General features: G+C 39.7%; 17 protein-coding genes. 16 read left to right on the top strand and 1 reads right to left on the bottom strand.

The window, feature by feature from the left end; translation table 11 throughout:
* Window positions 1-215: 215 nt before the first annotated feature.
* Complete coding sequence (locus RM545_RS00495) at window positions 216-1,256, bottom strand: LacI family DNA-binding transcriptional regulator (RefSeq protein ID WP_311493305.1); 1,041 nt, start codon at window positions 1,254-1,256, stop codon at window positions 216-218.
* 153 nt (window positions 1,257-1,409) lie between these two features.
* Here RM545_RS00495 and RM545_RS00490 point away from each other — a divergent pair, with 153 nt between their 5' ends.
* From RM545_RS00490 to fbp, 16 genes are all read left to right on the top strand, one after another.
* Window positions 1,410-1,574: a hypothetical protein gene (locus RM545_RS00490; protein ID WP_311493304.1), complete on the top strand. Its 165-nt coding sequence runs from the start codon at window positions 1,410-1,412 to the stop codon at window positions 1,572-1,574.
* A gap of 22 nt (window positions 1,575-1,596) precedes the next feature.
* Window positions 1,597-2,631, top strand: a complete 1,035-nt coding sequence (locus RM545_RS00485; protein ID WP_311493303.1) for a pectinesterase family protein — start codon at window positions 1,597-1,599, stop codon at window positions 2,629-2,631.
* Window positions 2,632-2,688: 57 nt separating this feature from the next.
* Complete coding sequence (locus tag RM545_RS00480) at window positions 2,689-4,140, top strand: glycoside hydrolase family 28 protein (protein ID WP_311493302.1); 1,452 nt, start codon at window positions 2,689-2,691, stop codon at window positions 4,138-4,140.
* Between the two features lie 244 nt (window positions 4,141-4,384).
* Window positions 4,385-5,650, top strand: a complete 1,266-nt coding sequence (locus tag RM545_RS00475) for a glycoside hydrolase family 88/105 protein (protein WP_311493301.1) — start codon at window positions 4,385-4,387, stop codon at window positions 5,648-5,650.
* A gap of 39 nt (window positions 5,651-5,689) precedes the next feature.
* Complete coding sequence (locus RM545_RS00470) at window positions 5,690-6,700, top strand: DUF4861 family protein (RefSeq protein ID WP_311493300.1); 1,011 nt, start codon at window positions 5,690-5,692, stop codon at window positions 6,698-6,700.
* Between the two features lie 41 nt (window positions 6,701-6,741).
* Complete coding sequence (locus RM545_RS00465; protein ID WP_311493299.1) at window positions 6,742-7,956, top strand: glycoside hydrolase family 88/105 protein; 1,215 nt, start codon at window positions 6,742-6,744, stop codon at window positions 7,954-7,956.
* Window positions 7,957-7,967: 11 nt separating this feature from the next.
* Entirely contained in the window at window positions 7,968-9,596 is a 1,629-nt protein-coding gene (locus RM545_RS00460; RefSeq protein ID WP_311493298.1) for a glycoside hydrolase family 43 protein, read from the top strand.
* 110 nt (window positions 9,597-9,706) lie between these two features.
* A complete protein-coding gene (locus tag RM545_RS00455; RefSeq protein ID WP_311493297.1) occupies window positions 9,707-12,526 on the top strand; it encodes a right-handed parallel beta-helix repeat-containing protein in 2,820 nt (939 codons plus the stop codon).
* On the top strand, window positions 12,526-13,317 hold the full coding sequence (locus tag RM545_RS00450) for a rhamnogalacturonan acetylesterase (RefSeq protein ID WP_311493296.1): 792 nt from the start codon (window positions 12,526-12,528) through the stop codon (window positions 13,315-13,317). The genes RM545_RS00455 and RM545_RS00450 overlap by 1 nt, the downstream gene beginning before the upstream one ends.
* On the top strand, window positions 13,317-15,770 hold the full coding sequence (locus tag RM545_RS00445; protein ID WP_311493295.1) for a glycoside hydrolase family 95 protein: 2,454 nt from the start codon (window positions 13,317-13,319) through the stop codon (window positions 15,768-15,770). The genes RM545_RS00450 and RM545_RS00445 overlap by 1 nt, the downstream gene beginning before the upstream one ends.
* A gap of 1 nt (window position 15,771) precedes the next feature.
* The gene (locus RM545_RS00440) at window positions 15,772-17,667 is read left to right on the top strand and encodes a pectinesterase family protein (RefSeq protein WP_311493294.1); all 1,896 of its coding nucleotides are present in this window, start codon (window positions 15,772-15,774) and stop codon (window positions 17,665-17,667) included.
* 13 nt (window positions 17,668-17,680) lie between these two features.
* Window positions 17,681-18,451 (top strand): rhamnogalacturonan acetylesterase, encoded by a 771-nt coding sequence (locus RM545_RS00435; RefSeq protein ID WP_311493293.1) that lies wholly within the window; start codon window positions 17,681-17,683, stop codon window positions 18,449-18,451.
* A gap of 113 nt (window positions 18,452-18,564) precedes the next feature.
* The gene (pelA, locus tag RM545_RS00430; RefSeq protein WP_311493292.1) at window positions 18,565-19,662 is read left to right on the top strand and encodes a pectate lyase; all 1,098 of its coding nucleotides are present in this window, start codon (window positions 18,565-18,567) and stop codon (window positions 19,660-19,662) included.
* 129 nt (window positions 19,663-19,791) lie between these two features.
* On the top strand, window positions 19,792-20,127 hold the full coding sequence (locus RM545_RS00425; RefSeq protein ID WP_311493291.1) for a cupin domain-containing protein: 336 nt from the start codon (window positions 19,792-19,794) through the stop codon (window positions 20,125-20,127).
* A 109-nt stretch (window positions 20,128-20,236) separates the two neighbouring features.
* Window positions 20,237-21,433 (top strand): mannonate dehydratase, encoded by a 1,197-nt coding sequence (gene uxuA / locus RM545_RS00420; protein WP_311493290.1) that lies wholly within the window; start codon window positions 20,237-20,239, stop codon window positions 21,431-21,433.
* Between the two features lie 12 nt (window positions 21,434-21,445).
* Window positions 21,446-22,453: a class 1 fructose-bisphosphatase gene (fbp, locus tag RM545_RS00415; RefSeq protein ID WP_311493289.1), complete on the top strand. Its 1,008-nt coding sequence runs from the start codon at window positions 21,446-21,448 to the stop codon at window positions 22,451-22,453.
* Window positions 22,454-22,565: the final 112 nt, after the last annotated feature.

Here is a 22,565-nt window from a genome sequence, read left to right as displayed (position 1 = left end):
AATAAACGCTTAATGTATTTTAAAACAAGTAATTACGGAGAATAAACGAGAATTTCAGGTCAAGACAATAACAGGGGAAATTTGTCACATTTTGACCTGCGCTATGGTAATTCCGAAATAGTTAGATTTAAGATTAAAAAGGAGAGCCGGTAAAACGGCTCTCCTTTTATTGAAAAACAGCGGTTACATTAGCTGTAAAGAAGCTAATCAAGCGGTTAATTGTTAATTTTTACGCTCCTATCTGAAGAATCTCTCACAAACAACTCAGGAGGGAGTACCACTTTCTTCTCAATAGTTAAAGTTTGATCTTCCTGTACCTGTTCTAAAAATACCTGTGCAGCAATCTTTCCCATAAGCTGCGGAGTTTGATCTATAGAGGTTATCGGTAACTCCATATATTTAGTAAAAGGTTCGTTACTAAAACCTGCAACACACACATCTTCAGGGACTCGTATTTTTCGGTTTTTAAGTTCCTGAATAGCACCAAGGGCAACATAGTCACCGGCAGCAAAAACGGCATCCGGTTTGATGTCCAGACTCCACAATTGCTCTACAGCCTCTATTCCAGATTCGATTTTACTGTTAGCCTTAATTACATACTCCGGAACATATTTTAGTCCGTGCTCTTTAAGTGCGGCACAGTAACCTTCGTGCCGATATTTGTAAATTTCGAGGTTGCTCTCTCCAGATAAGTGAGCAATACGTGTGCAGCCCTGCTGGATGAGATGTTCTGTGACCATATATCCTGCCTTAAAATCATCTATAACTACAGAGCTTACCCCGGATATTTCCATTTTCCTGTCAAAAAATACAAGAGGCGTATTTTCTTCAAGCACTTTCTTTATGTGATCTGAATTTTGGGTAGTTTTCGACACAGACATGAAAATTCCATCAATTTGAGTATTTAAAAGAGTGTTTATTTGTTCCACCTCATTACTAGCTTCTTCATGAGACTGGCAAATAATAACGTGATATCCGTGTGGTCGAAGTTCTTCTTCAATTCCTCTGATTACAGAGGAAAAGAAACTACGGTTAATATAGGGAACGATCACGCCTATGTTATTTGTTCTGCCACTTTTTAGAGCCTGTGCAAGCCGGTTCTGTTTATAGTTCATTTCCGCTGCAGTCTTGGCGACCAATTCCCGTGTTTTTAAACTTATTTTTGGATTCTGGTTCAGCGCCCTTGATACCGTTGCGGCACTTACATTCAATTTTTTCGAAATATCGTATATAGTAACTTTTTCTTTTCCGCTCATTATTTTGTTAAGGTTGAAATAGATTTACTTCTTTTAGACAGCTGGAGAATATTTATCAGCTTGATAGTATTTAGATAATTACCTCGCCCGTACTAGAATTACCTTCGGTTAGTAAAACATAATTTGTTTAAAAATAAGGAAATTTTTGTGTTAATGAGCAAAAACATATATATTAACGCAATCGATTACAAAAATTATATTTTCGGCGGTATTGAGATGAATCTTGAGAACGATGCGAAGATAATGAAAGATTTTGGTTGTCAGTTGGAAAACATAGTCGATCATTTTGCAGAAAACGATCTAATTCGAAAGTTCTAATAAAAAAATTTATTTAAAACGTATGATGAAAAAAACCTTAGTATTTTTTTTCCTGATTGTAAATGTGGCTTTATTTGTTTTTGCCGGTGTTCGGACTAATGATAACTGGTTGGGCAGTAAAAAACTTCAATTTGATAACATTCCTAAAAATGAATTCCACTTTTTAGTAGCTAAAGATGGTTCTGGAGATTTCACTACTGTTCAGGAGGCAATAAATGCTGTTCCTGATTTTAGAAAAAGTACAACCACCATATATATTAAAGAAGGAGTTTATAAAGAAAAGCTCATTCTCCCCGCATCCAAAACAAATGTTACTTTTATAGGAGAAGATAAAGAAACAACTATTCTTACTTATGATGATTACTCAAAAAAACTCAATAGGTTCGGGGAGGAAATGGGCACAACTGGGTCTTCTTCCTTTTTTGTTTTTGGCAGCGACTTCACAGCCCGGAATCTTACATTTGAAAATTCTTCTGGTCCCGTGGGCCAGGCCGTAGCAGTTCGGGTGGACGGGGATCGGGTAATGTTCGAAAATTGTCGCTTTTTGGGATTTCAGGATACATTGTATCCGCACGGGCGGAACAGTCGGCAATATTACAAAAACTGTTATATAGAAGGTACTACCGATTTTATTTTTGGCTGGTCCACGGCAGTTTTTAAAGACTGTGAAATCTACTCCAAAGAAGGAGGTCACTACATTACGGCTGCTTCAACAGAGAAAGACTCTCCTTTTGGATTTGTTTTTATAAACTGCAAACTCACTGGCGATGCTCCCAAAGAAGAAGTTTACCTGGGTAGACCCTGGCGTGAATATGCGCAAACTGTTTTCATTAATACCACAATGGGAGATCACATCAAAAAGGATGGCTGGCACAACTGGAATAAACCTGAAGCTGAAAACACCGCTTTTTATGCCGAATTTGCTTCCGAAGGACCTGGGGCAGCTGCGGAGGAGAGAGTGGAATGGGCACATCAACTTAGACAGCAACAAGCCGAAAGATATTCAGCAGAAAATATTTTAAAAGGGGAGGATAACTGGATTCCCAATGAGAGGTAAGGAATAAAACAACTAAAGCTTTTAATAAAAATTCACCTAAAAATTATTAAATCAACTATGAATCTAATCAAATTTAATTACAAGGTATTAATTATATGCCTGCTCCTGGGAGGCTTTTATTCCTGTAAAAACAATTCAGAAGAAAAAGAAACTGCAGCTGTCGAAAATTCCGAAATAACAGATCCCTGGGATGAGGCAGATGGGATCATTAAGAATATTACCGTCCCCACGTTTCCTGACACTAACTTTAATGTACAGGATTATGGTGCGGTAGCAGATGGGACTACAAACAACTCTCAGGCTTTTGCAGATGCTATTGCTGCATGTAGTGAAGATGGGGGCGGGAAAGTTATTGTTCCTTCAGGAAAGTACCTAACAGGTCCTATTCATCTTAAAAGCAATGTAAATTTTCACTTAGAAGACGGTGCAGAAATCCTGTTCTCCACCAACAAAAGTGATTATTTACCTGTGGTACATACTTCCTATGAAGGGATGGAAATGATGGATTATTCTCCCCTTATTTACGCTTATCAGCAGGAAAACATAGCCGTTACTGGTAAAGGAACATTTAATGGCCAGGCAGGGAATGATAATTGGTGGCCATGGAGTGGCGCAGAACGCTATGGTTATAAAGAAGGGGACCAAAATCAGCGTGATGAGCATAATTTGCCCAGGCTGAGCAAAATGGTAGAAGACGGAGTTGCTGTTGAGGACAGGATTTTCGGGGAAGGTCATCAGTTCAGGCCTACATTTTTTGAACCTTTTGAATGTAGTAATGTTCTAATTAAAGATGTAAAATTCATTAATGCGCCGTTTTGGGTGATGCATCCAATAAAATCCAATAATGTTACTGTAGATGGAGTGACCGTGGAGAGCCACGGGCCTAATAATGATGGTTGCAACCCGGAATACAGTAAAAATGTGCATATCAAAAATTGCCTTTTTGACACGGGTGATGATTGTATTGCCATAAAATCCGGACGTGATAATGACGGAAGACGAGTTGGAATTAAAAGTGAAAATATCATTGTTGAAGATTGTATTATGAAAGACGGACATGGCGGAGTGGTAATGGGAAGCGAAATTTCCGGTGGCGTGAGTAATGTTTTTGTTAGAAACTGCGAAATGAACAGCCCAAATCTCGATCGTGCTATCAGGATTAAAACCAATACCAGGCGTGGAGGAACTATAGAAAATATTTATGTAAAAAATATCGAAGTTGGACAGGTAAAAGAAGCTGTTCTAAAAATAAATACTCATTATGCCATTTACGACAATCAGGAAGGGGAATTTATGCCGGTAATCAGGAATATTTATCTTGAAGATATTAATGTCGAGAATGGGGGAGAATATGGGATCCTGATAAGAGGAAGGGAAGAATCACCTGTTGCAAATGTGAATCTTACTAATGTTCATATTAAAAATGCTGAAACTCCTTTGTTAGTTGAAAATGCTGAGGAAATTTCTTTTGAAAATGTCACGATAAATGGAAAGAAAATAACTAATTAATTCGAACAGGGATAGATAGAGGATCCTGATTGCAAAATCCAGCTATTTCCATCTTAAGAAGTGGAATTCCGGATCGTTTATCTTTTTTAGCAAATCTTTTGCTTTAAATAGCCTAATAGTGTATGTTTGTGTAATCGATTACATTACGTTCAGTTGTAATTTTATCGCAAACGATATAGCTTTAGTATTGATTTCGCCCTAAACCAGCGGACGTTATATGTACAATTTTTTAATATCTTATGTTATGATAACAAATAAAATCATCCCCTCAATTTGGCAATTATCGGCCTTATTAATTATATTAATCTGCTCCGGTACTACCTTTGGGTGGAAGAGTAAAGAAGATGCTTCAGATAAAGCAGAATTAAAGGAATCAGCAATGGGTGCAGAGGATCAGAAAAGATACTCCACCTGGATGGCAGATTCAGAAATTAAAAGAAATCCTGAAGGTTGGACGCTGGACTTTAATGAGAAACCTAAATGGGAATATACACATGGTCTTATTATGACTTCCATGGAGAAGGTTCATGAAGAAACAGGTGATGAAAAATACCTGGATTACATCAAGAATTTTGCTGATTTTATGGTAGAAGAAGATGGAGACATTAAAACCTACAAAAAATCTGATTATAATATCGACCGCGTGCAAGGCGGAAGATTCCTGATTGGGCTTTACGAAGAAACCGATAAAGAGAAATACAGGCTTGCAATTGAAGAATTAAGGGATCAAATGCGGGAACATCCCCGCACCTCTGAAGGCGGATTCTGGCATAAGAAAATTTATCCTTATCAGATGTGGCTGGATGGTTTGTATATGGGATCCACCTTCCTGGCCCGTTATGCAGAAGAATTTGACGAACCTAAACTTTTTGATGATGTTGCCAACCAGTTTTACCTCATAGATAAATACACCTATACTGAAGATACAGGGCTTTATCATCACGCCTGGGACGAAAGCAAAGAGCAGCGATGGTCAGATCCTGAAACCGGTCTTTCCTCAAATTACTGGGGAAGAAGTATTGGCTGGTTAAGTATGGCTGTGGTAGATGTTCTTGACTATATGCCGGAGGATCATCCAAAAAGGGATGAACTGGTTGAAATAGCTCAGAAAATTGCGGATGGGATCGTAAGATATCAGGATGAAGATACCGGCGTCTGGTACCAGGTGCTGGATCAGGGAAACAGAGAAGGAAATTACCTCGAAGCTTCTGCATCTAGTATGTACGCTTACTTTTTGCTAAAAGGAGTTGACGAAGGTTATCTCGATCAAAAGTACAGGGAAGATGGTATTGAAGCTTACGAAGGTATTGTGGAGCAGTTTATTAGAAAAGATGATGATGGAGGTATTAGTTTAACCGATATAAATGGTGTTGCTGGTTTAGGAGGTGATCCTTATCGTGATGGTTCTTACGATTATTACGTGAATGAAATTATCAGAGACAATGATCCTAAGGGAGTAGGTCCATTTATTCTTGCATCTCTTGAATATGAAGACCTGGAACAGGAGTAAATTTTTTATCTTAACAAGAATCGCCAAAATATAAATAATATGAAATTTAAAAATGGAATTTTACTAATGGCTATCACTTCTGTAATGGCCCTTTCCTGTAAAGACAACAAGGAGCAGCCGGGAACAGAAGCCCAGGAGGAAGCTGTTAAAGAAGCTGATCATGAAACATATGCTGAACTTTCTGTTAAAACAGGAGGTCAATGGGAAGGAAGAGAATACAAAGGAGGGAGATTTGAAAATGTTCAGGAAGTAACACTACCCGAGGATCATACCGACCATTCGTACTACATCCGTTATGAAGGGCCGGGATGGGAAAATAGTCAGGTAGGTTATAGATTATATCTGGATTGGAGAAACGCCATTGATATCTTTGGGAAAAAGGTGGATTCCCTGGTATTGCCTTATGTTGGACAGGATAATTTTGATTCTTATCATGAAGAAGCAACTTGGGGACAGGATATTCTAAAGGCTGGTAAATCCCTGGGAATTGGTGGTTATGGAAGGTATATGAATGATACCGTGGCACATTTCAGAAATGTACAAAGTACCCATGCGGAGGTAAGTAATTCATCGAATAGCTCTTCTGTAGATATAACTTATGAAGGTTGGCAAACCGGTGACAAAACAATCGACCTGGATGCGAAACTGACTATTTATCCTGAAGGCCGTTACACCCGGGTGGAACTATCTCCTTCCGAAGAAATTGAAGGTTTAACTACCGGCATTGTGAAATTTGAAGATGTTCCATTGATGCATAAAGAAAGCGAAGGGGGCAACTGGGCTTACATTGCCACTTACGGAACCCAAACCCTGGTTAACGATGAAGATAAACTGGGAATGGCCATTTTCTATAAAAAGGATCAGTTGGAGCAACAAATAGAAGGGCCGGACGATCATTTGCTGGTTTTCAACCCCACATCAAATAAAGTGACTTATTACCTTCTTGGAGCCTGGGAACAGGAAAAAGGAGGAATTACAAGTGAAGAAACATTTGTTGCTAACCTCGATGAACTGCTGAACGATTTGGATTCCAACGATAATTTGCAATAAGAATGATGGAATTTCAGAAGAATCAATTTCGGTTTTTAATAATGTTTTTCGCTTTAACAACTATAATTAGTTGTAAAAATGCTGAAGAAGAGAAAGCTGATGAAATAGCTTCTGCAGAGCAGGAAAAAATTGTTTCTGAAGACTTAAAATGGTCCGAGAGAATGATGCAATCTGAAATACATCGCTTTCCCGAAGCTTCCAAACTGGACTTTCGTGAAGAACCACAATGGAGTTATACCAATGGTCTTGTTTTAAAGGCAGCCAAAGAAGTCTATGAGAAGACCAATGACGAAAGATACTATGATTACATCTACGACTATGCTGATACTATGGTCACAGATGAAGGCGATATCAGAACCTATGATCTAACAGACCAGAACCTGGACATGCTTAATTCGGGGAATACGTTGCTTTTTCTTTATCCTAAAACCAAAGAAGAACGTTTTCTGGAAGCCTTGAAATTATTACGAAGCCAGATAGAAACTCAGCCACGCACAAAAGAAGGTGGTTTTTGGCATAAAGAGCGCTATACGCAGCAAATGTGGCTGGATGGTCTTTATATGGCCCATCCTTTTTACGCCCACTATACGCAAATGTTTAACGAAGGGGAAAAGGCTGAAGAAGCCTATGATGATATTGTGCACCAGTTTGATCTTGTTCAGGAGCATATGAAAGATGAAGAAACTGGTTTGCTTTATCATGGCTGGGATTCCAGTAAACAACAAAAATGGGCAGACAAAAAAACAGGGACTTCTCCTAATTTCTGGTCCCGTGCAATGGGCTGGTACGGTATGGCCATGGTAGATGTGCTGGATTATCTTCCGGAAGATCATGAAGGCCGTCACAGGATCATTGAATACTTGAACCAGTTCGCGGAAGCTATTATAAAAGTTCAGCATAAAGAATCCGGACTTTGGTACCAGGTGCTGGATCAGGGTGACCGTGAAGGGAATTACCTCGAAGCTTCAGGCTCTTCCATGTTTAGTTATACTCTGGCTAAGGCTGCGAAGAATGATTATATCGCTGAAAAATATATGGAGGTGGCTGAAAAAGCTTATGAAGGAATTCTTAATAACCTTATCACTGTGGAGGAAAATGGAGTGGTTAATCTAAATCAGGTTTGTGCTGTGGCAGGTTTGGGTGGGGATCCATATCGCGATGCTTCTTATGAATATTATATTAATGAAGAAATAAGGAGCAACGATCCAAAAGGAACAGGGCCTTTCATCCTGGCCAGCCTTCAGTTAAACAGATAATAGTAATAACAATGAAATTATTTTCAGTACTTACTTTTTTACTAATCACGCTAAATATATTAGCTCAGAATTCCGATACCTATAGATCGGAGGTCTGGGTTTCAGACAACCAGGATGGGACCTATACCAACCCAATTCTTTATGCCGATTATTCTGATCCGGACGTGGTAAGGGTAGGTGACGACTATTACATGACGGCTTCAAGTTTTAATGCCGCACCGGGTTTACCTATTCTGCATTCCAAAGACATGATTAACTTGAAACTCATTAATTATGCTCTACCAAAGCAGGTGCCGGAAGAGACTTTTGCTGTTCCGCAGCATGGGAATGGAGTGTGGGCACCAAGCATCCGGTCTCACAACAATGAGCTGTACATTTACTGGGGAGATCCCGATCATGGCATTTATATGGTCAAAACCGACGACCCATACAGAAATTGGGAAGAGCCGGTACTGGTTATGGAAGGTAAAGGACTTATAGATCCTTCCCCGCTTTGGGATGATGATGAAAAGGCATATCTGGTTCATGCTTATGCAGGGAGCCGTGCGGGAGTGAAAAGTCTGCTTTCTGTAAATAAAATGAATGCTGAAGGAACCAAAGTCCTTGATGCCGGTCGGCATGTGTTCGATGGTCACGATGATCAACCTACAGTAGAAGGAACCAAATTTTATAAAAGAAACGGTTACTATTACATCTTTGCCCCTGCCGGCGGAGTTTCCACAGGATGGCAACTTATACTGAGATCAAAAAATATTTACGGCCCCTATGAAAAAAAAATAGTATTGGAACAAGGTAGTACCGATATTAATGGTCCGCACCAGGGCGCCTGGGTTCAAACGCCGGAAGAAGAAGATTGGTTTTACCATTTTCAGGATGTGGAAGCCTATGGGCGCATAGTGCACCTACAACCTATGAGCTGGGAAAATGACTGGCCGGTAATGGGCGAAGACAAAGATGGTAATGGAATAGGAGAGCCGGTGAAAACTTTTAAAAAGCCAAACGTTGGCAAAAGTTTCTCTGTAGTAACTCCTGTTGAAAGTACCGAATTTGAAGAAGATAGTCTGGGCATGCAATGGCAGTGGCAGGCAAACCCTGAAGTGGTATGGCATGCTAAACTAACCGGTAATGATTACCTCAGGTTATTTTCCATTAAAACTCCTGAAGATTCACCAAATCTCTGGATGACACCAAACCTTTTACTGCAAAAGTTTCCTGCTCCGGACTTTACAGCAACAACTAAAATCAGTCTTTTTCCGCAGGAAGCTGAGCAAGGAAAAAGAGCCGGACTTATAGTGATGGGAATGGATTATGCCACGCTAACACTTACTCATGATGAGGAAGGTTTTATTATAAGACAAACTCAGGCTATTGATGCTATAGATGGAGAGGAAGAAGTTACCATTACTGAAAAACGTATTCCCTCGAACGAAGTTGTTTTTCGGGTGGAGGTAAATGCGCCCGATGCTATGTGCAGATTCAGTTATAGCGAAGACGGGAAAAGTTTTATACAAATTGGGGATGCGTTTAAAGCGCAGCCCGGCAAATGGATTGGAGCAAAAGTTGGTTTGTTTAATGTAAGTACCCAGGAAGCTAAAAGGGGCGGTTATGCCGATGTTCAATATTTTAGAATCATTAAGTAGGATTAGTACCAGCGCGCATCATGCTAAATCTGTTTCAGCACATCAAGAATCTGAATAGTTTTTAAGTAACAGAGTCTTTTGAAGATTACGAAATCACAAATAAGAAGTAAATGAAAATAATCAATAAAATATTGCTGTCGATTTTCGTCCTTTCCGGATTGGGAGTTATTAATGCGCAGCAAAACTCCTCCTGGGATCCTGCCAACATCTATAAGAATATAGAATTTGACATGCCCAGGGTGCAGGAACCTGCATTTCCCGATTATGATGTAAATATTATCGATCTTGGCGCTGTGGGGGACGGACTTCATAAAAACACTGAAGCCTTTAAAATGGCCATTATCGATGTTGCCGAAAATGGTGGGGGGAAAGTAATTGTGCCAAGAGGAATGTGGTTAACCGGGCCTATCCACTTCCGCAGCAATATCAACCTTCATTTGGAAGATGGTGCTTTTATTATTTTCAGCAAAGATTTTGATGATTATAATCTTGTTAAAACGAGTTTTGAAGGTTTGAACACCGTGCGTAATGAATCACCTATTAATGCCATAGAAGTTGAAAATATCGCTATTACCGGCCAGGGAGTAATCGATGGTAACGGGGGCGCATGGAGACCTGTTAAAAAAGGAAAAATGACGTCCTCCCAATGGAATGGCCTTCTAGAGTCTGGCGGAGTCCTATCTGAAGACGGAAAGCTGTGGTTCCCTACAGAAAGTTCAAAAAAAGGATATAATAGCACCACCAATTTTAATGTGCCTGATAAGCTTTCAGATGAAGATTTACAGTCGGTTAAGGATTTTTTACGGCCGGTAATGGTGAGCATTGTAAACAGTAAAAAGATTTTGCTGGATGGACCAACTTTTCAGAATTCACCTGCCTGGAACATCCACCCGCTAATGAGCGAAGATATTACTATTCGAAATCTTACCGTTAGAAATCCCTGGTATTCGCAAAACGGGGATGGACTTGACCTGGAATCCTGTAAGAATGTAGTGATCTACAACAATACCTTTGATGTGGGAGATGACGCAATTTGCTTTAAATCTGGTAAAAATGAGGACGGCCGTGAACGCGGAATTCCTACCGAAAATGTGATTGTAAAGAATAATATTGTTTACCACGGCCATGGAGGCTTTGTGATTGGCAGTGAAATGTCCGGCGGAGTTAAGAATGTGCATGTTTCAAATTGTACTTTTATGGGCACTGATGTAGGCCTGAGATTTAAGAGTACCCGTGGCCGCGGCGGAGTGGTGGAAAATATTTACATTTCTAACATAGATATGATCAATATTCCTACTGAAGCCATTCGTTTCAATCTTTTTTATGGCGGAAATTCACCAATCCTTGAGGGAGATCAGGATGCTGCTGATGAAGCACGGGACGAATCTGTGGTTCCTGTAACTGAAGAAACTCCTTCTTTTCGTGATATCCATATGAAGAATATTACAGTAACAGGATCAAATACCGCTGCCTTTTTTATGGGTTTGCCAGAAATGAAGCTGAAGAATGTGACTCTGCAAGATGCTATTCTTGAGGCAGAAAAAGGAATTACAATCATAGATGCAAATGGTATTGAACTAAAAAACGTAAAGGTTTTACAAAAGAAAGGACCTTCCCTGGTTCTTTATAACACTAAAAATGTTGATATAAATAATTTTGATTATAATAAAAATGAAAATGCAGCTTCCATACGTGTACTTGGAGAAAGTGCAGATATAGATTTTTCAGAAAGTAATATTTCTGAAGAAGATATTGAGAGAAAAGTCTCTGCAGCACTACCATCAAAAAAAAAAGCTAAAAAACTTATAGAGGTCAGCACATCCCGGCAGCTTGTAAAAGCAATTGACGATGTAGAACCCGGAGACTCTATTTTTGTTAAAGCAGGGAGATATTCTATTAGCGAAAGGATATATGTAAATGATTCCGGGACTTCAGATTATCCTATTTTTCTGATTGGCGATACATCAGGAGACAGACCTGTTCTTGATTTTTCTTCTATGAAGGAAGATTCTTCAAATCAGGGAATTGTACTAAAGGCCGATAATTGGCATATTAAGGGTCTGCAATTTTATAAAGCCGGGGATAATGGACTGCACGTAAGGGGGAATAATAATATTATTGAATTCTGCAGTTTTTCTGAATGTGCTGACACAGGTCTCCAGCTCGATGATGGTGCTTCAAATAATACTATTTTAAATTGCGATTCTTTTTATAATGCCGATTCAAAGCTGGAGAACGCCGATGGCTTTGCGGTAAAAATGGATGTGGGTTCCGGAAACAGATTTATAGGTTGTCGTGCCTGGAACAATCTTGACGATGGCTGGGACGGTTACCTTAGGGAAGCGGATAATGTAAAAACCACCTATGAAAATTGCTGGGCTTTTAATAACGGCTATTTAAAAAATGGCGACAAAGGAAAAGGCGATGGCAATGGCTTTAAAACCGGCGGGAGTGATGATAAGACACGAAAGCATAATGCTTCTTATTATCGTTGTATGGCAGTAAATAATGTGAGCGACGGGTTTGATCATAACAGCAACCGTGGTGAAGTTTCAATTTTAAACTGTTCTGCCACCGGCAATGGCCGCAATTTCGCCTTTGCTGAAAAAAACGGACTTGAAAAAATAACAATTATCAATAGTCTGGTTTTGGGAGATTTAGGAAAATATAATGCTGAAGTTGAGGAAGTGAGAAATAACAGCTGGCAGATGGATATAACCGTTGCTGAAAAGGATTTTGTTTCTGTAGATATATCTGAATTATCAAAGTCAAGAAAAAGGGATGGCAGCCTGCCGGATATCGGTTTTATGAGGCCCAGGAAAAATACTGAATTAGTAGATGCCGGTGTTGTTTTAGACAAAATTTATAGTGGTAAGGCCCCGGATCTAGGTGCTTTGGAATCAGAACCTATTGAAAATTACCTTAAGTAATGAAAAAGATATTTACAATAGCCTTGTTAAGCATTGGATTTCTGGCCTTTAATAGTCAGCAGAAGCCGGTTTCAATTTATCTGGTTGGAGATTCTACAATGGCCGATTATTCAGGAGACTATGATCCCGGAGAAGATTACATGAAAACCCGGTATCCGGTTATGGGATGGGGACAGGTTTTTCAGCAGTTTATGGTTTCAGATAGCCTTTCTAAGATCAGAGGATTAATAAAAGCAGATAGTGCCATTGTTAAAGATGTTGCACGTGGAGGTAGAAGCACCCGTACATTTTTTCAGGAGGGCCGCTGGCGTTCTGTTTTCGAAGATCTGGAAAAAGGAGATATTGTGATGATACAGTTTGGTCATAATGATGCTTCAGAAGATCATCCAATGCGTTACGTGAATATCGAAGGTTATAAAGAGTTTTTGAGATTATACGTCAGTCAGACCAGGGAAAAAGATGCTCATCCAATTATTCTTTCGCCGGTCGCCAGAAACTATCCCTGGGAAAATGGGCAATTACAAAATGTCCATGGGGAATATGATCAGGCTGCAAAAGATGTAGCTGAAGAAATGAATGTAATGTTGATAGATTTGAATCAGCGCAGCATGCACTATTTTTCTGAAAAAGGAAGAGAATATGTGACTAGTAATTATTTTATGAACCTGCCTGCGGGAAAGTATGAAGCCTATCCTGAAGGTCAGGACGATAATACTCATTTTCAGCCGGAAGGAGCCAAAGCAGTCGCCCAAATGGTTTTTGATGGAATGAAAGAATTAAAAACAGAGTAATGTTTAAAAATTTATTCATATCAGTACTCTTATTTTGCGCGTCTCTTTCTGTGGGAGCTCAGAATCATTTGTTGTGGTATGATGAGCCTTCAGAGAACTGGAATGAAGCATTACCTATAGGAAATGGTAGAATTGGGGGAATGGTCTTTGGTGAAATCCAAAATGAAAAGATTCAGCTAAACGAAGAAACTGTCTGGGCAGGGGAGCCGGGAAATAATGTGCCACAGAATGTTTTTCCGCAAATTCAGGAACTACGGAAACTTCTTTTTTCCGGTAAATATGAAGAGGCCCAGGCACTTGCAGATAAAACCTTTCCAAGACATGCCCCTGAAAATGGCAATTATGGGATGCCATATCAAACGGTTGGGGATCTTACTTTGGATTTTTCGAATCATCATAATGTAGAAAACTTCAAGCGTGATCTGGATATCAGTAATGCCATAGCTTCCGTAGAATATGATCTGGAAGGAGTTCACTATAAAAGAGACTATTTTGTTTCTAATCCCGATCAGGTAATGGTTATTCATCTTATGGCTGATGAGCCTGGCAGAATTTCTACTGAACTTGGTTTTGAAAGTCTGCAGGAAGTTCATCAGGTTTTTGCTGAAAATGATATGCTCTGGCTTACAGGTAAAAGCGGGGATGTAGATAATAAAGAAGGAAAAGTAGAATTTACGACGCTGGCTTATCCTGTTGCGGTTAACGGAGAAATTATTCCGAAGGAAAAAAGTATTAAAATAGAGAATGCAGATGAGGTTCTTATTATTGTAAGTATAGGAACCAATTTTAAAAATTACCAGGACTTAAGCAATAATGCAAACGAAATTGCTGCGGAATATTTGGCTAAGGCAAAGAAAATGTCTCTTGTCGAATTACAAAAAAATCACATAGAAGATTATAAAAACCTTTATGATAGAGTAGCATTACAGCTGGGTGATGGCGAAGCTACACATCCTACTACAGACGAAAGACTGGAAAGTTTTGCTGAAACTAGTGATCTTTCGCTGGTGTCACTTTATTTCCAGTTTGGGAGATATTTGCTTATTTCCAGTTCCCGGCCAGGAGGCCAACCCGCAAATTTGCAGGGCATTTGGAATCATCAGTTATCGCCGCCCTGGGACAGCAAGTACACGGTGAATATAAATACGGAAATGAATTACTGGCCGGCAGAGGTGACAAATTTATCTGAGTTGCATCATCCACTTTTCACAATGATCAAAGAGTTGTCTGAAACCGGGCAGGAAAGTGCAAAAGAGATGTATAACGCACGTGGATGGAACATGCATCACAATACAGATTTGTGGCGGGTAACAGGTATAATTGATGGTGGTTTCTACGGGATGTGGCCAATGGGCGGTGCCTGGCTCACTCAACATATCTGGCAGCATTATCTTTTTACAGGAGATGAAGAATTTCTAGAAGAATATTATCCGGTTTTAAAATCCATTGCACAATTTTACGCAGATGTACTTCAGGAAGAGCCGGAAAATGGCTGGTTGGTAGTAGCACCTTCTATGTCTCCTGAAAATAAATATCAGGATGGCGTGGGAATTAGTTATGGCACCACAATGGATAATCAATTGGTTTTTGATGTTTTTTCTAATGCCATTCGTGCGGCAGAAATCCTCAACGAGGACCAGCAGTTTTCAGAAAAACTAAAAAATTACAGGAAGCGGCTTCCGCCAATGCAAATCGGACAGTATTCACAATTACAGGAATGGATAAATGATTGGGATAATCCTGAAGATAAGCACCGGCATATTTCCCATTTGTATGGTCTTCATCCTGCAGCCCAGATTTCCCCTTTTAAAAATCCGGAGCTATTTTCTGCGGCAAAGAAAACGCTGGAATACCGGGGTGATAAATCTACCGGTTGGTCCATGGGCTGGAAAGTAAATTTTTGGGCACGTTTGCTTAACGGAGAGCGTGCATATGATCTTATAAAAACACAGCTCACCCTGGTGGAAGACGGAACTGAATCTGGCGGGACTTATCCTAATTTACTCGATGCCCATCCTCCCTTTCAGATAGACGGAAACTTTGGTTGTACTGCAGGGATAGCCGAAATGTTACTGCAGTCTCACGATGGAGCGGTTCATTTATTACCTGCCTTGCCAGAATCCTGGAAAAACGGAAAGGTAAAAGGACTAAAAGCCCGTGGCGATTTCGTTGTTGATTTAGAGTGGAATAATAATCATTTAGAAAATACAACGATTATCTCAAATTTGGGAGGCGTTTTGCGTATTAGAAGTGAAGGGCGCTTATTTGATAATAATGGAAATGAACTACCTAAAGCATCAGGAGAAAATCCCAATCAATTTTATCAAAATCCTGAAATAAAAACACCTCTTGTTTCAGAAAAAGCAGCGGTTGACGAACCGAATTTACCCGATTATCATATTTATGATGTAGCAACCGAAAAAGGAACAGCCTATATCTTTAAAACTAAATGAAATGAATCTTAAACACATCCTTATTTTTTTGTTTGTTTTGTTGGGCTTCACTTTCAAATCTGTTGCCCAGGAACACGAAGTAAAACCCTATACTATCGAGGGAACATATGAAAAACTGAAAAAGGATTACCCGTTCATTCGTCCGGTACAAGCGTTTTCTTCTGATAATTTTATTGCTGAAGAAGACATAGTTTATAAGAAAACGCCCGAAAAGGATTTAAAGGCAGATGTTTATATTCCAAAGGCTGAAAATGGCCAAAAATACCCTGCGGTTTTGCTGATTCATGGGGGAGGCTGGTTAACCGGGAGCAAGGAAAACGAGCGGGTGATGGCCCAGCATTTAGCTGATAATGGCTATGTTGCCGTAACTGCTGCTTACCGACTGGGAACTGAAGCAATATATCCCGCAGGAGTCCTGGATTTAAAAGACGCTGTTAAATGGATGCGGGAGAATTCTGAAAAGTATCATATTAATAAGTCGAAAATTGCCATTTTAGGAGCTTCAGCCGGAGCACAACTGGCAACATTGCTGGGAGTAACTCCCGATGCTGAAATTTATAATACTGAAAATAATAATTTTTCAGATAAAATCCAGGCGATTGTTAATGTAGACGGAATTGTCTCTTTTGTTCATCCTGAAGCAGAAGAAGGCTGGATGGCTGCCACCTGGCTGGGCGGCTCAAAATCGGAAAAACCAGAGTTATGGCAAGAAGCATCTCCGCTAGAATACATAAATGAAGATACACCGCCTACCTTGTTCATAAATAGTTCCTTTCCGAGGTTTCATGCGGGCAGGGATGATATGACCGGGATCATGGAGGAGAATGATATATATTATGAGGTGCATACCCTTGAAAATTCACCACATTCCTTTTGGTTGATGCATCCCTGGTTTGAAGAAACTCTGGAGTTAACCACCGCTTTCCTGGATAAGGTGCTTCAAAATTCTTCTTCGGCAAAAGAAGTTTACAGGGAAATTACTGTGGCACAGGATGGTTCGGGAGAGTTTAAAAAAATTCAGGAGGCAATTAATTCCACCCGGGATCTTGGGCCCGGCGAAGTGGTTATTCATATTAAAAATGGAACCTATAACGAGAAACTGGAAATTCCGAGCTGGAAACATCAATTGTCATTGGTTGGTGAAAGTAAAGATGGAACTGTAATTGTTAACAATGATTATTCAGGAAAAATGAATCCGCACACCAGTAAAGAGCATTCTACCTTTACTTCTTATTCCTTATTGGTTCGCGGTGCTGATATTAAAATTCAAGATCTGACTATCAAAAACTCTTCCTGTGGAGAAGGTCAGGCGGTGGCACTGCATGTAGAAGGCGACCGTTTCGTGATTAAAAATTGCAATATTCTGGGATGCCAGGATACCATTTACACCGCAACGGAAGGCAGTCGGCAGCTGTATCTCGACTGCTATATAGAAGGCACAACAGATTTCATATTTGGAGAAGCCACGGCCGTTTTCAAAAACTGTACGATTAAAAGCTTGCGGGATTCTTATGTCACTGCGGCTGCTACTCCTCAAAATCAGGAATTTGGCTATGTCTTTATCAATTGCAGACTTATAGCTGCCGAAGGTGTGAATGAGGTGTATCTCGGCAGGCCCTGGAGACCATATGCGCAAACGGTTTTCATTAATTCTGAACTAGGAAACCATATAGTTTCGGAAGGTTGGAACGCATGGCCTGGCGATGAAATGTTTCCCAATAAGGAAAGAACCACCTACTATGCTGAATATAATAGTTTCGGCCCCGGCGCGGCGCCTGAGAAACGGGTAGACTGGTCACATCAGCTAACCAGTGAGGAAGCGAAAAAATATACTCTAAAGAACATTTTCAGCAATACTAATGACTGGTACTGGGCTTCTCAGAGTGAGCAATATTAATTAAGAATATTAAATGATGAATTTTATTTTCTGTTTTCTGATTCTTTTTTCTGTTGCAATTTCTGCACAGGAAAAGCCAACTTTATATCTGATAGGTGATTCCACAATGTCTGATAAAAAAGATCCTGAAGAAAATCCAGAACATGGATGGGGGCAGATGCTGCCGGAATTAATGACTTCAGAAATTAATATTGAAAATCATGCGGTAAATGGAAGAAGTACCAGAAGTTTTATTGCTGAAGGAAGGTGGGAAGATATTAAGAATAAGCTGGAGCCGGGGGATTATGTTTTTATACAGTTTGGTCACAATGATCAAAAAGTAAAAGATCCAACCCGGTACACAAACCCTTTTACTCAGTACCGTGCTAATCTCGAGAAATTTGTAGAGGAAACAAAGGAAAAAGAAGCTAATCCCCTGTTATTAAGTTCTATAGTGAGGAGGAATTTTAATGAAGAAGGAGTTCTGGTAGATACTCACGGAGAATATCCGTTGGTAACCCGTATGGTGGCAAAAGATCTCCAGGTGCCTTTTATCGATATGCAGTTACTCACGGAGCAGCTGGAAATCAAATATGGGCCTGAAGATTCTAAAAATCTGCATCTGCACCTGGAACCTGGTGAGGATTCTTACGAGCCTAATGGAATGGAAGATGATACTCATTTATCTGAAATTGGAGCAACCATAGTGGCCAGCTTAGCGCTTCAGGAAATAGCAAAAAGGGATCTTGAATTGAAAGAATTTATAAAGCCTGAAATTTTAGAGAAAGATTTAATGAAAAAGTAAAAATGTCATTAGAGAGCATTATGGGCCGTGCTGAACTGTTTTTAGGCAGATAATAATAATCTCTGTATAGATCTCAGATAATTTCAGGATAATGATAATTTATAAATAAGGTGATGATGATAAATTTAAAGAAGTATGTAAAATCTGTAGTTTTTTTAATTGGTTTTTTATTGGCATTGCAGCAATCAGTTTTTGCTCAAAATGAACAAATTTCATGGGGCAGGGCGCAACACCAGGATAAAGAATGGTATGCTTCAGATGAGGCACAGCGAATTGCAGATAATGTTCTCCTTTACCAAAATGAAAATGGTGGCTGGGATAAGAATATTGACATGGCAGATAAGCTGACTTCCGCAGAAAAAGAAGAACTAAGAAATCAAAAACTTAAAAAACTGGGTGCTACAATAGATAATGGCGCCACCCATACTCAACTGAGATACCTGGCAAAAATTTATAATACCACAGGTGAAGAAAAATATAAAAAAGCTTTTCTGAAGGGCATAGATTATCTTCTTGAAGCGCAATATGATAATGGGGGCTGGCCGCAATTCTATCCCATAAAACAGGGCTATTACGAGCACATCACCTACAACGACGGCGCAATGATTGGCGTGATGGATTTATTGCGTGACATTGCCATAGAGAAACAGGATTATTCTTTTGTAGATGTCCAACGGCAACGAAAATCACAAGAAGCTATAGATAAAGGTCTTGAAGTAATATTGGCAACACAGGTAAAAGTTAATGGAAAACTTACTATTTGGTGCGCCCAACATGATAAAGACGATTTTAGTCCGGCAAAAGCCAGAGCTTATGAACTTCCTTCCTTAAGTGGAAAAGAAAGTACCGGAATTGTAGAATATCTGTTACAACTGGAAAATCCTTCAGATGAAGTTAAGCAATCAATTAGAAGTGCAGTGCAATGGTTTCAGGATCATAAGGTGATGGGTAAGAAAGTAGTTTGGGTAAAGGATTCTACTTATACTGATGGCCGGGATCGGATTGTAATAGAGGATTCTGCGGGAGGTCCGTTATGGGGACGTTTTAATGATATTACAACCGGAACACCAATATTTGTAGGCCGCGACGGAATTGTTAAATATCATATTTCCGAAATTGAGCAGGAACGAAGAGTAGGTTACAATTATATTGATAATTATGCTGAAGAATTGCTGAAAAGGGATTATCCTGAATGGGAAAAGAATCATTGAATGCCATAGACCGCTTCGCTCAAAGAAAAAAGTGAAGAGTGAAGAGTGAAGAGTGAGAAGTTCTGACTTAATATCGAAAATGGAAAAAATGAACAGATGTAAATAAATTTAAAGGTTCAAAAAGTAAATATGCTACAGGGAAAAACTTATTCAAAAGAAGAAAAATCAGGCTGGGAAGCAGCCGGAGAAGGCATCACCAGGAAAATTACCGGCCATAATACCCAAATGATGATGGTGAAAGTTAAGTTTGAAAAAGGCGCAATCGGGCATGTACATGATCATTTTCATACTCAGTCTTCCTATGTTGCCTCCGGAAAATTTAAAATAACCATAGACGGTAAGTTTGAAATTTTAGAAGCAGGAGACACATTTTTTGTACAACCAAATTTAAAGCACGGGGCAGAGTGTATGGAAGCAGGGGTTTTAATAGATGTATTTGCCCCGGTGAGAGAAGATTTTATATAAACATTCTTTTAACCATAGCTTTAAAAAAGGTTTTCCTGACACAGAAAATTTTCAGTATAAAGCAGGTAAGAGATATTAGTTACTAACTTGTTGTTCCAAAATTAGAATTATGAAAAAGATATTCGAACAAAGCTGGAGGTGGTACGGTCCGCAGGATCCTGTAGATTTAAAAACCATAAAGCAGGCCGGAGCCAATGGAGTGGTTACCGCTTTACATCATATTCCGGTGGGAGACGTGTGGAGTGTGGAGGAGATAGAAAAGCGGAAGAAGCTGCTGGAAGACAGCAATAATGAACATCCATTCCCACTGCATTGGAACGTGGTGGAAAGCCTTCCCGTGCACGAACATATTAAACAGGCAAGAACCGATAGGGAAAAGTATATTGAAAATTATAAGCAAAGCCTCAGGAACCTGGGCAAATGCGGTATTACTCGTGTATGTTACAATTTTATGCCCGTATTGGACTGGTTGCGAACCAATGTAAGATATCTGCTGGAAGATGGCAGTACGGCACTTCTTCATAACCTGGAAGACCTTATTATCTTTGATTTGTTTATTCTAAATCGTGAAAATGCAGAGGCAGATTATGAAGCAGGACTGGTGGAGAAAGCCAAAGCAAAACATGCTGAAATGAAGCAGGAAGAACTGGAGGTTCTAAAGAAAAGTCTACTGATGGCGCTACCTGGCGATAAAGAAGGTTTCACACTTGAAAAACTGAGGAATGGCCTGAAGGATTACGAAGGGATTTCAGCAGAACAGTTAAGGGAACATCTGGTAGAATTCCTTGAAAAGGTAATTCCCGTAGCTGAAGAAGCCGGGGTGGTAATGGCCATTCATCCAGATGACCCGCCATGGCCGGTACTTGGTCTGCCAAGAGTGGTGAGCACTGCTTCAGATTTGGATTATCTTTTTAACAAGGTTCCGCAGAAAGCAAACGGACTCACCTTTTGTAGTGGAAGTCTTGGTGCTTCAGCAAAGAATAATTTACCGCAGATTATCAAAGCCTATTTTGAACGTATTCATTTTGTTCATTTAAGATCGGTTCAGCGGGAAGAAAATTCAAGATTCTATGAAGCTAATCATCTGGAAGGCAGTGCAGAAATGTATAAACTGGTAAGAACCTTTTATGAACTTCAGAGTAAAGACGACAAGCAGCCACTTCCAATGCGGCCAGATCACGGGCATGAAATGCTGGACGATCAGGAAAAGCCTTATTATCCCGGTTATTCTGCAGTGGGAAGATTACGTGGCCTGGCGGAGTTACGCGGACTTGAATTCGGAATAATAAAAACATTAGAAAATTAATAGTTTTAAAAGATGGAAAGACATATTACTCTCGGGGAATTTATAATAGAGAATCAAAAAGATTTTCCATATGCAAAAGGAGAATTAAGTGCCCTGTTAAGTTCGATTCGCCTTGCCGGAAAAGTGGTGAATCAGGCGATTAACAAAGCCGGACTTTCAGAAATACTGGGAAAAGCCGGAAACGAAAACGTGCAGGGGGAGGACCAGGCTAAATTAGACGTCATGGCAAATGATGTTTTTATTGAGACGCTAAGGAACCGCGGAGAGATCTGTGGAATAGCATCAGAAGAACTGGAGGATTATCTGATTTTTGATGAGGATATGCATAAGGATGCAAAGTATATTGTTCTAATGGATCCTCTTGATGGCTCCTCCAATATAGATGTCGATATTACCGTAGGTACTATATTCAGCATTTACAGGAGGATATCAAAACCGGGAGAGTCGGTAAACAAAGAAGATTTTTTGCAGCCCGGTGAGAATCAGGTTGCAGCGGGTTACATCATTTATGGTACCTCTACCATTTTAGTTTACACCACGGGCAATGGAGTAAACGGTTTTACCTTTGATCCCGGAATAGGGTCTTTTTTCTTATCTCATCCCGAGATTAAATTTCCGGATCATGGGAAGATATATTCGGTTAATGAGGGCAATTATGTGCATTTTCCAACTGGTGTAAAGAAATATATAAAATGGGTACAGGAGATAGATGAAAAAGATGGGAGGCCATATACTTCGAGATATACCGGTTCCTTAGTTGCAGACTTTCATAGAAATATGTTGTTGGGAGGGATATATTTATATCCTACAGGAACAACATCACCTAAAGGTAAGCTACGTCTTTTGTATGAATGTAATCCAATGGCTTTTTTAACAGAACAGGCAGGAGGAAAGTGTACCGATGGCTTTACCAGAATACTTGAGCTAAAGCCTACGGAACTTCATGAAAGAGTACCCTTCTTCTGCGGAAATAAAGAAATGGTAGAAAAAGCCGAAGAATTTATGAGGGATAACCAGTAGAAAATTTTTCTGCAGGTAATACTGAAAATGAAGCAATTAAAGAAAGGTAAGCAAAGATTTTCTGAAATAAAGAAATTCTGAAAATCGGAAACCTTCAGTACCTGGGAGGATA

Source organism: Autumnicola lenta, from assembly GCF_031846515.1.
GTDB lineage: Bacteria > Bacteroidota > Bacteroidia > Flavobacteriales > Flavobacteriaceae > Autumnicola > Autumnicola lenta.
Note: the sequence above shows the minus strand (reverse complement) of the source record. Positions and strands in the feature narration are given on the sequence as shown.